General features: G+C 66.5%; 13 protein-coding genes. 9 read left to right on the plus strand and 4 right to left on the minus strand.

The features are described 5' to 3' along the window. Positions 1-58 precede the first annotated feature (58 nt). From LGR64_RS14745 to LGR64_RS14755, 3 genes are all read left to right on the plus strand, one after another. Positions 59-1,207 (plus strand): branched-chain amino acid ABC transporter substrate-binding protein, encoded by a 1,149-nt coding sequence (locus LGR64_RS14745; RefSeq protein ID WP_230355952.1) that lies wholly within the window; start codon positions 59-61, stop codon positions 1,205-1,207. Continuing rightward, on the plus strand, positions 1,207-2,721 hold the full coding sequence (locus tag LGR64_RS14750) for a 4-hydroxyphenylacetate 3-hydroxylase family protein (protein WP_230355954.1): 1,515 nt from the start codon (positions 1,207-1,209) through the stop codon (positions 2,719-2,721). Before LGR64_RS14745 ends, LGR64_RS14750 begins: the two co-directional genes overlap by 1 nt. A gap of 133 nt (positions 2,722-2,854) precedes the next feature. Further along, positions 2,855-3,805: a LysR family transcriptional regulator gene (locus LGR64_RS14755; protein ID WP_034398359.1), complete on the plus strand. Its 951-nt coding sequence runs from the start codon at positions 2,855-2,857 to the stop codon at positions 3,803-3,805. 29 nt (positions 3,806-3,834) lie between these two features. Here LGR64_RS14755 and LGR64_RS14760 read toward each other — a convergent pair whose 3' ends face one another. Beyond that, positions 3,835-4,395 carry a dihydrofolate reductase family protein gene (locus tag LGR64_RS14760; protein ID WP_099751409.1) on the minus strand — a complete coding sequence of 187 codons (561 nt, stop codon included), beginning with the start codon at positions 4,393-4,395 and terminating at the stop codon, positions 3,835-3,837. Between the two features lie 224 nt (positions 4,396-4,619). Between LGR64_RS14760 and LGR64_RS14765 the strand changes: the two genes are divergently transcribed. The 3 genes from LGR64_RS14765 (at position 4,620) to LGR64_RS14775 (ending at position 7,121) form a co-directional block, all read left to right on the plus strand. Further along, positions 4,620-5,726, plus strand: coding sequence for an alkene reductase (locus tag LGR64_RS14765; RefSeq protein WP_230355956.1), 1,107 nt, complete (start codon positions 4,620-4,622; stop codon positions 5,724-5,726). 72 nt (positions 5,727-5,798) lie between these two features. Continuing rightward, a complete protein-coding gene (locus LGR64_RS14770) occupies positions 5,799-6,818 on the plus strand; it encodes a zinc-binding alcohol dehydrogenase family protein (RefSeq protein ID WP_012204864.1) in 1,020 nt (339 codons plus the stop codon). A gap of 3 nt (positions 6,819-6,821) precedes the next feature. After that, entirely contained in the window at positions 6,822-7,121 is a 300-nt protein-coding gene (locus tag LGR64_RS14775; protein ID WP_141833551.1) for a putative quinol monooxygenase, read from the plus strand. A 40-nt stretch (positions 7,122-7,161) separates the two neighbouring features. On the opposite strand, the gene LGR64_RS14780 is transcribed toward LGR64_RS14775, so the two are convergent. Next, positions 7,162-8,112 carry a LysR family transcriptional regulator gene (locus LGR64_RS14780; protein ID WP_141833554.1) on the minus strand — a complete coding sequence of 317 codons (951 nt, stop codon included), beginning with the start codon at positions 8,110-8,112 and terminating at the stop codon, positions 7,162-7,164. 99 nt (positions 8,113-8,211) lie between these two features. Between LGR64_RS14780 and LGR64_RS14785 the strand changes: the two genes are divergently transcribed. Further along, on the plus strand, positions 8,212-9,192 hold the full coding sequence (locus tag LGR64_RS14785; protein WP_141833557.1) for a Bug family tripartite tricarboxylate transporter substrate binding protein: 981 nt from the start codon (positions 8,212-8,214) through the stop codon (positions 9,190-9,192). A 12-nt stretch (positions 9,193-9,204) separates the two neighbouring features. After that, a complete protein-coding gene (locus LGR64_RS14790) occupies positions 9,205-9,624 on the plus strand; it encodes a 5-carboxymethyl-2-hydroxymuconate Delta-isomerase (RefSeq protein ID WP_141833560.1) in 420 nt (139 codons plus the stop codon). Between the two features lie 60 nt (positions 9,625-9,684). Here LGR64_RS14790 and LGR64_RS14795 read toward each other — a convergent pair whose 3' ends face one another. Further along, positions 9,685-10,971, minus strand: a complete 1,287-nt coding sequence (locus tag LGR64_RS14795) for a M16 family metallopeptidase (protein ID WP_141834095.1) — start codon at positions 10,969-10,971, stop codon at positions 9,685-9,687. A 236-nt stretch (positions 10,972-11,207) separates the two neighbouring features. Here LGR64_RS14795 and LGR64_RS14800 point away from each other — a divergent pair, with 236 nt between their 5' ends. Further along, positions 11,208-11,672 carry a WapI family immunity protein gene (locus LGR64_RS14800; protein ID WP_442873818.1) on the plus strand — a complete coding sequence of 155 codons (465 nt, stop codon included), beginning with the start codon at positions 11,208-11,210 and terminating at the stop codon, positions 11,670-11,672. Between the two features lie 166 nt (positions 11,673-11,838). Here LGR64_RS14800 and guaA read toward each other — a convergent pair whose 3' ends face one another. Then, on the minus strand, positions 11,839-13,455 hold the full coding sequence (gene guaA, locus LGR64_RS14805; protein ID WP_141833566.1) for a glutamine-hydrolyzing GMP synthase: 1,617 nt from the start codon (positions 13,453-13,455) through the stop codon (positions 11,839-11,841). Between the last annotated feature and the right edge of the window lie 27 nt (positions 13,456-13,482).

Below are 13,482 nucleotides of genomic sequence, written 5' to 3' on the forward strand. Positions count from 1 at the left end.
GGCCTCCCCGGGCCGCCATGGCTGCCCCTCGTCTTCACCTGAACAGGACCGACCGACCATGCAAGCCCCTACGACATCCACCGCCCTCCTGCCATCGCGCCGGCGCCTTGCCGCATCCGCCCTGGCGCTGGCCGCCGCCACGCTGGCCTGCGGCGCGGCCTGGTCCCAGTCCACCGTGAAGCTGGGCTTCATCGGCCCCGTCAGCGGCGGCAACGCACAGCAGGGCCTGGGGGCGAAGAACGGCTTCCTGCTGGCCATCGACCAGTGGAATGCCACGGCCGGCGTGCCGTTCAAGGTGGAGGGCGTGGTGCTGGACGATGCCTCCGACCCGCAGACCGGCGTGTCCGCCGCGCTCAAGCTGGTCAACGACCGCGACGTGGTGGGCGCCATAGGCCACTGGAACAGCCCCGTGGCCCTGGCCACGCTGCCGGTGTTCAACCGCGTGCAGATGCCCTTCATCGTCTGGGGCGCCATCGGCCCCAAGATCACCGACCAGAACTTCGCCAACACCACGCGCGTGACGCCCACCCTGGTCAACGAGAACAAGCCCCTGGCCGCCTGGGCCGCCACGGGCCTGGGCGCAAGAAAGATCGCCATCATTGCCGACACCAGCGACTACGGGCGCGCCAACCTGGCCTCGTTCGGCAGCTTCTACAAGGCAGAAAAAGGCAGCGTGGTGGCCGAGGAAAGCTACCCCGTGGGCACCACGGATTTCCGCTCCATCCTCACCAAGATCAAGAGCCTGAACCCCGACGCGGTCTACTTCGGCGGCGTGATCACCGAGGCCGGCATCGTGCGCAAGCAGATGGCCGAGCTGGGCATGAAGCAGCCCATGCTGGGCATCAGCGGCATCTTCGATCCGCAGCTCATCCAGATCGCCGGCCCGGCCGCGGACGGCACCATCGTCGGCACGCCCAAATCGCAGACCAACCCCCGGCTGGACGCCATGAGCCGCGCCTATGCCGCCAAGGGCTATGCCGACTCCGAGAGCCCGTACACCAAGTACGCCTACGACGCCACCGGCATCCTCCTGCAATCGCTCAAGACGGCAGGCACCAAGGACCGGCAGGCCGTGGCCAAGGCCATCCGCGCCATACGCTACGACGGCGTGACCGGTACCGTGACCTTTGATGCCAACGGCCAGACGCAGGTGCCCGTGGAGCTGCAGCTGCACGAGGTCAAAGACGGCAAGTGGGCCAGCCGCTGATGATCAGGACAGGCAGCCAGTACCGCGACTCCATCCGCGATGGCCGGCGGGTCTGGATGAACGGCGAGCGCGTCAACGATGTGACCACCCACCCCATGTTCAAGCCGCTGGTGGACATCCGCGCACGCATCTACGACCTGCAGCACGAGGCCGCGCTGCGCGACGCGCTCACCTACGACGAAGGCGACGGCGAGCGCCACCCCATCGCCCACAAGCTGCCGCTGACGCGCCAGGACTGGTGGGACAAGCGCCGCGCCACCGACCTGCTGCTGGAGGACATGGGCGGCGTGGTCATGCGCGTGGGCGACGAGAGCGTGGGCGAGATGTGGTCGCTGTTCGATGGCCAGGACGTGCTCAACGAGCTGGACCCGCGCTTTTGCGCCAACATCCGCACCCACATCCGCCGCGTGGTGCGTGGCGACCTGTTCCACGTATCGGCCAACACCGACCCCAAGGGCGACCGCTCGCGCCTGCCGCAGGACCAGGACCCCGACGTGCTGCTGCACGTGGTCAAGGAGACCGATGCAGGCGTCATCGTGCGCGGCGCCAAGTACGAGACCGCCGCCGCCTATGCCAACCAGGCCTTCACCAAGCCGGGGCTGGCGCACTGGGGCGACGCGGCGCAGTCCGAATACGCCATAGGCTTCATCTGCGACCTGGGCGCGCCCGGCCTGCGCTTCATCTGCCGCCCGGGTCTTGCCGCCCGCGCATCGGCCCAGGACCATCCGTTGAGCCATCGCTTCGACGAAGTGGATGCCATCGTGGTCTTCGACGACGTGCTGGTTCCCTGGGAGAACGTGCTGTTCTACCGCCACACCCGGGCCGCCCATTTCCTGCGCGAGACACTGCACCGCTACTCGGCCTTCACCTTCCTGCAGCGCAGCCTGAAGCTGGCCGACATGCTGATAGGCACGGCCCTGCACAACGCGCGCCAGACCGGCGTGGAGAAGCTGCAGGCTGTGCAGGACAGGCTGGCCGGCCTGGCCTGCTACCGCGAAGGCATCAACGCCCACCTCACGGCCGCCATCGCGCTGGCCGAGCGCAGCCCGGCCGGCCTGATGATGCCCAACCAGTCGCTGCTGTTCACAGGAAGGTCGCTGGCCACCAGCCAGCTGCACCACATGATGAACACCGTGCGCGAGCTGTGCGGCGGCCAGGTCTGCCTGACGCCGGACCACGCCAGCTTCGAGAACGAGGAAACCGGCCCCTGGCTGCGCAAGTTCTACACCCTCGGCCCGCAATGGCAGGCCGACGACCGCCGCAAGCTGCTGGCCTATGCGCGCGACCTGCTCGACTCGGACCACGCCGGCCACCGGCTCAGCTTCCAGCTGTTTGCGCAATGCCCGCCCTACGCCCAGACGGCGGCCGTGTACCGGCACTTCAACTGGGATGCGCCGCTGGACTTCGTCGGCAAGTCCGCCGGCCTGAAGGACCGCGTGAAGGCCACGCAGGCGCCGGCCCAGGGCGACGGTGCGGTGGCGCAATGGTTTCGCAATCACAACGCCAGCGACTGAAGGCTGCCGGGGCCCGACCGCCGCACAATGCAGGCGCCTTGCGGGAAGGGCCTATTGCAGCGCGGTCCGCCGCTTGGTCAACTACGCGGCAGGTCACCCTGGCCGCCCTCCCCCTCTCCACCTCTTGCACACCGTGCTGACACGACTGACCTTCAGACAATTGGAATACTGCGTGGCAGCGGGCGAGTTCGGCAGCATTGCCGAGGCCGCCAACCGCATCCACGTCTCGCCCTCGTCCATCTCATCGGCCATCACCCAGGTGGAGGCGGAGCTGCAGGTGCCGCTGTTCGTGCGCCACCATGCGCAAGGCCTGTCCGTCACGCCCGCAGGCGCCGAAGTCCTGCGGGAAATCCGCGGCCTGCTCGACCAGGCCATGGCCTTGTACGACGTGGCCAGCAGCGCGCAAAGCCAGGTGCGCGGCCCCGTGCGCGTGGGCTGCTTCACCACGCTGGCGGCCATGGTCGCCCCCGAGCTGTGCCAGGGATTCGCGCGCGCCCACCCCAAGGCCACGGTCACCCAGATCGAGGACCACCAGGAAGGCCTGATCCACAAGCTGCGCACCGCGCAGATCGATGTCGCCATCACCTACGACCTGCTGGTGGCCGAATCGGACATCTGCTTCGAGCCCCTGGCCCAGCTGCCGCCCATGGTCATCGTCAGCGAACTCAATCCGCTGGCCAACCACCGCTCCACCACGCTGGAGGCGCTGGCCCAGCTGCCCATGGTCCTGCTGGACCTGCCCCTGAGCCGTGAATACTTCATGTCGCTGTTCCGCGAAGCCGGCGTCTCGCCCCTGATCGCGGCCCGCAGCGCCAGCCCCGACGTGGTGCGCTCCCTGGTCGCCAACGACGTGGGCTACTCCCTGGTCAACGTGCGCCCGCGCAACTCCCACGCGCTGGACGGCAAGAAGATCGTCAACCTGCACCTGAACGGCAACCACCGCCCCATGAAACTGGGCCTGGCCTGGGCCCGCGAACAAAAGCCACGCCACGTGGTGGAAGCCTTCATGCACCGCTGCCGCAGCTTCATCTCCAATGAATACATTCCGGGGATGACGGCGCCTGGGCGCGGGGAGGCGAACTGAGCGGCGCGCAGACCGAATCAGGGAGCCTGTCAGGCCGTGCTCTTGCGCACCTCGTAATGCAGCACCGCCATGCCCTCGCCAATCTGCCGAACCGACAGCAGGCGCAGCACCGGATGCAGCACCCGGCGCGGAAACAGCGGCTTGCCGCGGCCCAGCGTGGCCGAGCCCACGCTCAGGATCATCTCGTCCAGAAGGTCCGCGTCATAAAACTGGCCTGCCAAGTCTCCGCCCCCCATGATCCAGAGATTTCGCCCACCGGCCGCCGCCTGCATCTGCGCATGCACGGCACGCACATCACCGCTGACAAACCGGATATCGGCACCCGGGATACCAGGCAGCGTGCGGCTGGAAAACACCCAGGCGGGCTGCGTATAGGGCCACGCCGCCCCGGTCTCCTGCGCCACCGTTTCCGCGTGGCGCAGCATCCATTCGTAGGTGGCGGAACCCATGGCCAGCGCGCCCACGCCGGCAATGAACTCCGGGTAGCCCGTGGCCTGCATGTCGCCCAACGGGAACAGCCAGTCCAGGGAATCGTCCTCGGTGGCCAGGAATCCGTCGAGTGAGGTGGCGGCGAAGTATTGGGTCTTCATGGGGGAGATGGTAGCCAGGCAGGCAGGCAGGGCAAGGCCATCCGCCCGGGGGTTGTGCGGGCCGCGCCTGGACCTCATCGTCAAATTTCTTTTGAAGCCGCCTTCAGTCTTGCGGGTCTTTTTCAATTGAAACACCCAGGTCAACATCGCTCCATGCCCAGACGACTTGCGAACCGGGTTTCCGCCACTGCCCCAACACCTCTACAGCTCCGCCAAGAAACCGCATGACCACCGCCTCCACGCCCCTGTTTCGCCCCCTGCAGCTCGGCCCGCTCAGCCTGCCCAACCGCATGGTGATGGCCCCCATGACGCGCAGCCGCACCAGCCAGCCAGGCGACGTGCCCAATGCATTGATGGCCACCTACTACGCACAACGCGCCAGCGCCGGCCTGATCGTCTCGGAAGCCACCCAGATCTCCCGCCAGGGCCAAGGCTACAGCTTCACGCCCGGCATCTATTCAGAGGCGCAGGTGGACGGTTGGCGCCGCGTCACGGACGCGGTGCACGCCGCCGGCGGGCGCATGGTGCTGCAGCTGTGGCACGTTGGCCGCATGTCGCATGCCAGCTTTCACGCCGATGGCCTGCCGGTCGCGCCTTCGGCGCTGTCGCCCGAAGCCCAGGTCTGGGTGGTCGGCGACGACGGTGTCGGCCGCATGGTCGACTGCCCCGTACCGCGCGCACTGAGCGCACAGGACATCCAGGACGTGATCGGTGACTTCCGCAGGGGCGCGGCCAATGCGATGCGTGCCGGTTTCGATGGCGTGGAAATCCACGGCGGCAACGGCTACCTGATCGATCAGTTCCTGCGCACCACCTCCAACCACCGCACCGACGCCTACGGCGGCGGCATCGCCCAGCGCACGCGCTTCGCCGAAGAGGTCACGGCCGCCGTGGCGGGCGAGGTCGGGGCCGAGCGCACCGGCATCCGCCTGGCGCCCTTCATCACGCAGCGCAACATGAACTGCCCGCAGATCATTGAGACCATCCTGCATCTGGCCAGCAGGCTCGACGAGATCGGCCTGGCCTACATCCACCTGTCCGAAGCCGATTGGGACGATGCGCCCGAGATTCCGCAGGACTTCCGCCACGCGCTGCGCCGCGCCTACCAGGGCAAGGTGATCGTTGCGGGCAAGTACGACGCGGAGCGCGCCCAAGCCATCCTGCACGAGGGCCTGGCAGACCTCGTCGCCTTCGGCCGCCCCTTCATTGCCAACCCGGACCTGCCGGCGCGCTACGCCGCCCAGGCGCCGCTGGCCGCATTCGATCCGAAGGCCCTGTTTGGCGGCGACGAGCGCGGCTACTCGGACTACGCAGCCCTCGCCACTGCCTGAAGCCCTCCTTGCTCGCCCTCCTTGCTCTCCCTCCTTGCTCTCCCCTCTTCCTCAACCTTTGAAAGCACGACCATGAAAGCCGTTGGATACCAGAAACCCCAGGCCATCAGCCAACCCGAATCGCTGATCGACATCACCCTGCCCGATCCCGTGGCCACCGGCCGCGACCTGCTGGTCGAAGTCAGGGCCGTGTCCGTCAATCCGGTGGACACCAAGGTGCGCGCCAGCGGCGCGCCCGCCGAGGGGCAAACGCACAAGGTGCTGGGCTGGGATGCCAGCGGCATCGTCAAGGCCGTGGGCCCCGAAGTCACGCTGTTCAAGCCGGGCGACCGCGTCTGGTACGCCGGCTCCATTGCGCGCCCTGGCACGAACAGCGAACTGCACCTGGTGGACGAGCGCATCGTGGGCCACGCGCCCAAGTCGCTGGACTTTGCACAGGCTGCGGCCCTGCCCCTGACCGCCATCACCGCGTGGGAGATGCTGTTCGACCGCCTGGGCATCGCGCCGGGCAAGCACCCTAGCCACAAGACGCTGCTCATCATCGGCGCCTCCGGCGGTGTGGGCTCCATCCTCACGCAGCTGGCCACGCGGCTGACCAGCCTTACCGTCATCGGCACCGCATCGCGGCCCGAGACGCAGGCCTGGGTCAAGGAGCTCGGCGCCCACCACGTGATCGATCACAGCCAGCCGATTGCCGACGAACTCAAGCGCATCGGCTTTCCCACGGTGGACCACATCGTGAGCCTCACGCAGACCGACCTGCACTTCGCACAGATCGTCGAGGCGATCGCGCCCCAGGGAAAATTCGGCCTGATCGACGATCCCGCGTCGCTGGACATCACCAAGCTCAAGCGCAAGTCGGTGTCGGTGCACTGGGAATTGATGTTCACCCGCGCCCTGTTCGGCACCGACGACATGATCGGCCAGCACCGCCTGCTCAACGAGGTTGCCGCACTGGTCGATGCCGGCCTGATCCGCACCACGCTGGCCGAGCGCTTCGGCAGCATCAACGCAGACAACCTCAAGCGCGCCCATGCCCTGATCGAGTCGGGCAAGGCGCGCGGCAAGGTGGTGCTGGAGAACTGGGGCTGAGCCATGAAGACAGAGACCATTTTCAACCTGGCCATCCTTGAAGCGAAGGCCGGCCAGCACGACCAGCTGCGCGACGCCCTGCGCGCGCTGGTGCCATTCACCCGGCAAGAGGCCGGATGCCTGGACTACACGCTGTTCGAGCTGGCGGACAAACCCGGCACCTTCTACATGCGGGAGTCATTCAGGGACCAGGCAGCGCTGGATGCGCACTTCCGCATGCCGTACTTCAAGGCGTTCGAGAAACGCTTCGACGAACTGCTGGCAAGCCCCCTGCAGCTGGTGGGCCTGAAGGAAGTGCCCTGACGGGCGGTACGGATCCGGGCGGCACGGATCCGGCCGACGACTAGCGCGCGGCTGCAGAGCGCCGCCCCCACGCTGGCGGCAGCGTGGGGGTTGCCGCCGACAGCTCGTCCCATACGTACTGGGCGGCAAAGCCGTGGTGACGGCTGCGTGAGCGCACCAGGCAGGCTTGCCGGCCCAGATTTCTTTCGGCCAAGGGGACTGCGTCCTGCACGTCCAGGCTCATTGCCGCAGCACCGTTGAGCAGCGCAACCATGCCGTTTTCACGGGCGGCATGCACCAGGTCCTCCAGCGTATCGGACTCCAGATGCACGCCCGGCTTCAGCCCCTGCGCCGCAAAGGCGTTGTCGAGCTGGCGCCGCATTGCGTATTCGCTTGGCAGCAAGGCCAGGGGGTGGTTCGCGACCTCGCTGAGCTCCAGCAGGCGTCGCCGCCGGCGGGGCTTCAATCCCACGGCCACCACCGGCTCGTCGAAGCAGGCCAGGATCTCCAGATCGGCATGCGGCTCCGGGTCGAAGCTGACGGCGAGATCGAAATCGCCACGCAACACGCCCTCCACCAAGGCCTGTGCGGTGCGTCTGCGCAGTGCGATCGCCAGCTGCGGCCACTGCGCCTGGGCCCTGCGCACGACGGGCAGCACCCAGCATCCCGCGTAAGACTGCACCAGGCCGATGCGCACCAGGCCCGCCACGGTGCTCGCACGCGCCTGCACGTCGCGCAGCGCCGCCTGCAGCTCACTGAGGCAGGCCGACACCCGGCGGTCGAGCTCATGTCCGGAGGCCGTGGCAACGGCGCGCCCGCTCGCACGGTCGAACAGATGCACGTCCAGGGTCGATTCCAGCAAGGCGATCTGCTCCGACAGCGCCGCCTGCGAGATCGAGGCATCGCGCGATGCCGCACTGAAGCTGTGCGCCCGCATCGCCGACACGAAGTAGCGCAACTGGCGCAATGAGACAAGATCGAGGGGGTCGCGGCTGCGTGCGGACATGGCCATCGGATTATCCGATAGGCGCGGCCAGAAAATGCGAATTGCGAAGAAACAAGGGCCTGCCGACACTACGGCCACGAGACAACTCTGGTCACGAGAGCACCGATGAAACGACGCAACTTCCTTCAGTACGCCAGCACGGCGACGGCCATTTCAGCCTTGGGCGCAAGCCCCTCGGCGCGCGCGCAGGCATTCCCTTCCAAGCCCATCCGCATCATCTGCCCCTATCCGGCAGGTGCGACCACCGATGCCGTCTCCCGCCTGATGGCGAACGCCTTGCAGACGGACAGCGGCAGCACGGTGATCGTGGACAACCGCAGCGGTGCGGGCGGCAACATCGGCACGGAGGCGGCAGCCCGCGCCGAGGCCGACGGCTACACGCTGCTGCTGGGCGCACTCGGCCCCATGGCCGCGAACCCGGCGCTGTACTCCAGGCTCAACTTCGATCCAGCCAAGGACTTCACACCGCTGGCATTGGCCGCCTCGGTGCCCTTGATCTGGGCCGTGCATCCCTCCTTCTCGGCGGCCACGGCCAAGGAGGCGCTCGAATGGCTGCGCAAGAACCCGGGCAAGTTCTCCTACGCATCCGCCGGCAACGGCACGCCGCAGCACCTGGCGGGAGAGCTCGTCAAGCGCCAGACCGGCACCTCGATCCTGCACATTCCCTACCGCGGCTCCGCGCCTGCACTCAACGACGTGCTGGGCGGCACGGTGCAGATGGTGTTCGAAGCCACGCCGGCCATCCTGCAGCATGTGCAAAGCGGGCGCCTGAAGGCGCTGGCGGTGACGTCCGCCAGGCGCATTCCCGCGCTGCCCGGCGTGCCCACGCTCAAGGAATCGGGCGTGGACGCCGAGATCAGCGGCTGGTACGGCTTCCTCGCGCCCGCCGCGACCCCGGCCGACCGCAAGGCCTGGCTGATCAAGCACATGGGCGCGGCGCTGGCGGCCAAGGCCACGCAGGACAGGCTGGCCGAACTCGGCTCGGTGCCCATCGACAACTCGCCCCAGGCATTCGCACGCCTGCTGGACAGCGAGCGGGCACGCTGGCAGACGCTGATCCGCGAAGTCGGCATCAAGCTCGACTGAAGGCGCCGCCCCATGCCGCACATCGCCATCGAGGTATCGCCATCCTTGCTCCCGTCGATCCAGTGGGAGCCGGTCCTGCACGCCATGCACCTTGCGCTGGCCGAGCGCGGATGGGCACGGCTCGCGGACCTGAAGTCGCGCGTGGCACCCATCGCCGTCGGACTGTGCGGCGGGGATCCCCACGCGCAGCAACTGATCGCCACCCTGACGCTGACCAACCCGCGCCCGCCGCAGATGTGCTCGGCCATGGCCGAGGTCGTGCTCGAGCATCTCTCGCGCGCGATCGGTGCGACAGGCCCGATCGGCCCGATCGACGCGCACCCGGAGCCAGCAGCGTGGGTGCAGTGCTGCGTGTTCCTGCAGGAGCACCCGAAGTCGCACTACCTCAAGCGGCAATGGAACGCGCCGCCGCCCGCTCCCCCAATTCCATGACAACGGGAAAAGCGCCAAGTGTTGCGGTTGGCCGCTGGCCGCTGATCGCGCGCTGCCGGCTCAGCCCGCCAGGCCTGCGGCCAGTTGCCGCACAGTCCGGGCACTGGCGCCCTTGCCGGTAATGGCCACCGCCGGAGGGTGGGCCAGCATGCGCTCGAAGACCTTGCGCACTTCCTCGGCCCCGATGCCATCGATCATCGCCAGCGTTTCGGCCACGGATGTCACGCTGCCATGGGCAAAGAGGTCCTCGACAGCCCGCTCCATGGTGGCGTAGGTCCGCTCGCCCGCACGCACCCGCGAGACCGCCAGCTGGTTCTTGGCCCGTTCCAGATGCACCGGGTCGATGCCGGCCGCCTGGGCGCGCAGCAGGCTGCCTGTCGCGGCCACCAGCGCTTCGAGCTTGTCCGGCGTCGTGACGGCATGCACGATGAAGTTGGCCCAGACGTCACCGCCTTCCATCGCCGCATAGGCCGTATAAGCCAGTCCGAGCCGTTCACGCACGGTATCGACCAGGGGCGACGACATCCCCTCGCCCAGCAGATGGGCCGCCAGCGAGGCCACGAGACGCGCACGCTGCGGGTGCTCGCCCTGCAACTGCTCGAACACCAGCGGATAGGCCAGGTTCACGAACACCTGGGACACCTGCGTGAAGCGTTGCGCCAGGGCCTGCCCCACATACTTTGCGGGCTGAGGGGGCAACGCCTCAGCCGGATCGGCCGACGCAGGCATGCCGGCGAACAGCTGCGCCGCCTGCTCCAGCCAGGCCGGCACATCGAAGTTTCCGGCCGCGACGACGACGGTCTTTTCTCCCACGTAATGGGACTGCACATGGCGCACCAGATCCTGCCGCGTGAAGCCTTCGATATTGGCCACCGTGCCGATCACAGGCATGCCCATCGGGTCGTCGCCCCAGATGGCGCGGTCCAGCAGATCGCCGGCGCTGTCCTCCGGGTCCTCTTCGTACTCGATGGCCTCCTGCCGGATCACCTGCAGCTCCCTTTGCAACTCATGCTCGGGAAACACGCTGTTCAGCACGATGTCCGCAATCATTCCCAGCAAGGCCTGCGCATGCCAGCCCAGGCCGGTCATGAAATAGCCGGTGATGTCCTTGCCGGTGAAGGCGTTGACCTCCGCGCCCAGCCGCTCCGCATCCAGATTGATCTCCTGCACGGAACGCGTGTGCGTGCCCTTGAACGCCATGTGCTCAAGCACATGGCTGATGCCGTTGCTGGTGGAGGTCTCGTCGCGGGAGCCCACGCGCAGGAACACACCCACGCTGACGCTCTGCAGGTGCGGCATGGGCAGCGCCAACAGCCGCACTCCGTTCGCGAGAGTACGCAAGGCCATGGCAGGCCGCTCCAGTTCGGTTGCCGCCAGGGGCTTTTCTTGAATCATGGGCTATTGTCGTCGCGCTCCAGCGGATGCGCAGGGCAGCCCTCTTCAGCCCTCTTTCATGTGCCTGTGATCAAAGCTGCGGGGAGCTCGGCCGCAGCCCATGCGCCACCAGCAGACAGCAAGGCGGACAAGGTCTGGGACCCTGCGCGTTACCCCTCAAACTAGCTGGATCTCTGTCGCGAGGCACGATGGGAGCATTTCTCATTTCCATACAAACAAACATGCTGACCATTGATTTCGATAATTTCAAATTCGATATCGTGCCGACTTCTCGTTCCATCGAGGAAGATGGCGTCCCTTATAGGGACTGGTTGACCCTCAATGTAAAAATAACGGACGGTAATTTTTCGGGCAGTGTTCAATGGTTGACAATGCCAGCAGAAATCAAAAAATTCCAGCAAGACCTTTCACAGGCCTATCAATCATTGATAGCGGGCAATTTTGATATTGAACCTGTCCAACTCTCGGGGATCGAGCCTCAATTTCTGCTTGTCATCGGGGTGGCGAACGCATGGGGCCACCTGTTCGCGCAATACACCATGAAGGACTCCCCGGACGGCCCCGAGCTCAAAGGCTCGTTCGGATTGGATCAGAGCTTTCTTCCCGAATGGATTCGTGACCTGGATGAATTGCTGGAATTCCGCGGCCATTAAGAGCCGATAGCACAATTACCCAGAGCTCAGCACAAGCTCAAAAATTTCATGCATTTGGGCCCAGATAATTCCAGCCTTGCCAAAGTCAGAAACAAAAAAGCCCGCATTGATGCGGGCTTGAGGTGGAAACACTGCCAGACAGTTCCAGCAGTTTCCTATTGCCCAATCACTCCCACTCAATCGTCGCCGGCGGCTTCGTCGAAACGTCGTAGGTCACGCGGTTGATGCCGCGCACTTCATTGATGATCCGGCCAGACACCTTCTTGAGCAGGCCGTAAGGCAGCTCGGCCCAGTCGGCGGTCATGAAGTCGCTGGTCTGCACGGCGCGCAGGGCCACGACGTAGTCGTAGGTGCGGCCGTCGCCCATGACGCCCACGCTCTTGACGGGCAGGAAGACGGTGAAGGCCTGGCTGGTGAGGTCGTACCAGTTCTTGCCGGTGGCTTCGTCGGTCCAGTTGCGCAGCTCCTCGATGAAGATGGCGTCGGCGCGGCGCAGCAGGTCGGCGTATTCCTTCTTGACTTCACCCAGGATGCGAACGCCCAGGCCCGGGCCGGGGAAGGGGTGGCGGTAGACCATTTCACGCGGCAGGCCCAGAGCCACGCCGAGTTCGCGCACTTCGTCCTTGAACAGGTCGCGCAGGGGCTCAAGCAGCTTCAGGCCGAGCTGCTCGGGCAGGCCGCCGACGTTGTGGTGGCTCTTGATGGTGACGGCCTTCTTGCTCTTGGCGCCGCCCGACTCGATGACGTCGGGGTAGATGGTGCCCTGGGCCAGGAAGGTGGCTCCCTTGTGGCCGCCATCACCGGCTTTCAGCTTGGCGGCTTCGGCCTTGAAGACGTCCACGAACAGGCCGCCGATGATCTTGCGCTTGGCCTCGGGTTCGCTGACGCCGGCCAGCTTGCCCAGGAACAGATCGCTGGCGTCCACGCGGATGACCTTGGCGTGCAGCTTGCCCTCGAACATTTCCATGACCATGTCGCCTTCGTTCAGGCGCAGCAGGCCGTGGTCCACGAAGACGCAGGTCAGCTGGTCGCCGATGGCGCGGTGGATCAGGGCCGCGGCCACGGAGGAGTCCACGCCGCCCGACAGGCCGAGGATGACTTCCTCGTCGCCCACCTGCTCGCGGATCTTGGCGACGGCTTCCTCGATGTAGTCGCCCATGATCCAGTCGGCATTCGCCACGCAGATCTCGCGCACGAAGCGGTTGAGCAGGGCCGCGCCCTGCACGGTGTGCGTGACTTCGGGGTGGAACTGGACGGCGTAGAAGCGGCGCGCCTCGTCGGCCATGCCGGCGATGGGGCAGGATGGCGTGGAGGCCATGACCTTGAAGCCCGGGGGCAGCTCGGTGACCTTGTCGCCGTGGCTCATCCAGACCTTGAGCATGCCGTGGCCATCGGCCGTGGCGAAGTCCTCGATGCCCTTGAGCAGTTCGGTGTGGCCATGGGCGCGCACTTCGGCGTAGCCGAATTCGCGGGTGTGCGAGCCTTCGACCTTGCCGCCCAGCTGGGTAGCCATGGTCTGCATGCCGTAGCAGATGCCCAGCACGGGAATGCCCAGCTCGAACACGGCGTCGGGGGCGCGGTCGTCCACTTCGTAGACGCTGGCGTGGCTGCCCGACAGGATCACGCCCTTGAGGCGGCCGTCGGCGGCGAATTCGCGCACCCAGTCGCTGCTGACGTCGCAGGGGTGGACTTCGCAGTAGACATGGGCTTCGCGCACGCGGCGGGCGATCAGCTGGGTGACTTGGGAGCCGAAGTCAAGAATGAGGATCTTGTCGTGTTGCATGGTCATCTCAGGCAAAGGTGATGGGAG

This window comes from Delftia sp. Lp-1 (assembly GCF_020523835.1).
GTDB lineage: Bacteria > Pseudomonadota > Gammaproteobacteria > Burkholderiales > Burkholderiaceae_C > Comamonas > Comamonas acidovorans.

Coding starts and splice junctions, on each gene's coding strand:
- LGR64_RS14745 (WP_230355952.1), top strand. CDS start 59: ATGCAAGCCCCTACGACATCCACCGCCCTCCTGCCATCGCGCCGGCGC.
- LGR64_RS14750 (WP_230355954.1), top strand. CDS start 1,207: ATGATCAGGACAGGCAGCCAGTACCGCGACTCCATCCGCGATGGCCGG.
- LGR64_RS14760 (WP_099751409.1), bottom strand. CDS start 4,395: ATGAAGACCCAATACTTCGCCGCCACCTCACTCGACGGATTCCTGGCC.
- LGR64_RS14765 (WP_230355956.1), top strand. CDS start 4,620: ATGACCACCGCCTCCACGCCCCTGTTTCGCCCCCTGCAGCTCGGCCCG.
- LGR64_RS14770 (WP_012204864.1), top strand. CDS start 5,799: ATGAAAGCCGTTGGATACCAGAAACCCCAGGCCATCAGCCAACCCGAA.
- LGR64_RS14775 (WP_141833551.1), top strand. CDS start 6,822: ATGAAGACAGAGACCATTTTCAACCTGGCCATCCTTGAAGCGAAGGCC.
- LGR64_RS14780 (WP_141833554.1), bottom strand. CDS start 8,112: ATGGCCATGTCCGCACGCAGCCGCGACCCCCTCGATCTTGTCTCATTG.
- LGR64_RS14785 (WP_141833557.1), top strand. CDS start 8,212: ATGAAACGACGCAACTTCCTTCAGTACGCCAGCACGGCGACGGCCATT.
- LGR64_RS14790 (WP_141833560.1), top strand. CDS start 9,205: ATGCCGCACATCGCCATCGAGGTATCGCCATCCTTGCTCCCGTCGATC.
- LGR64_RS14795 (WP_141834095.1), bottom strand. CDS start 10,971: ATGGCCTTGCGTACTCTCGCGAACGGAGTGCGGCTGTTGGCGCTGCCC.
- LGR64_RS14800 (WP_442873818.1), top strand. CDS start 11,208: ATGGGAGCATTTCTCATTTCCATACAAACAAACATGCTGACCATTGAT.
- guaA (WP_141833566.1), bottom strand. CDS start 13,455: ATGCAACACGACAAGATCCTCATTCTTGACTTCGGCTCCCAAGTCACC.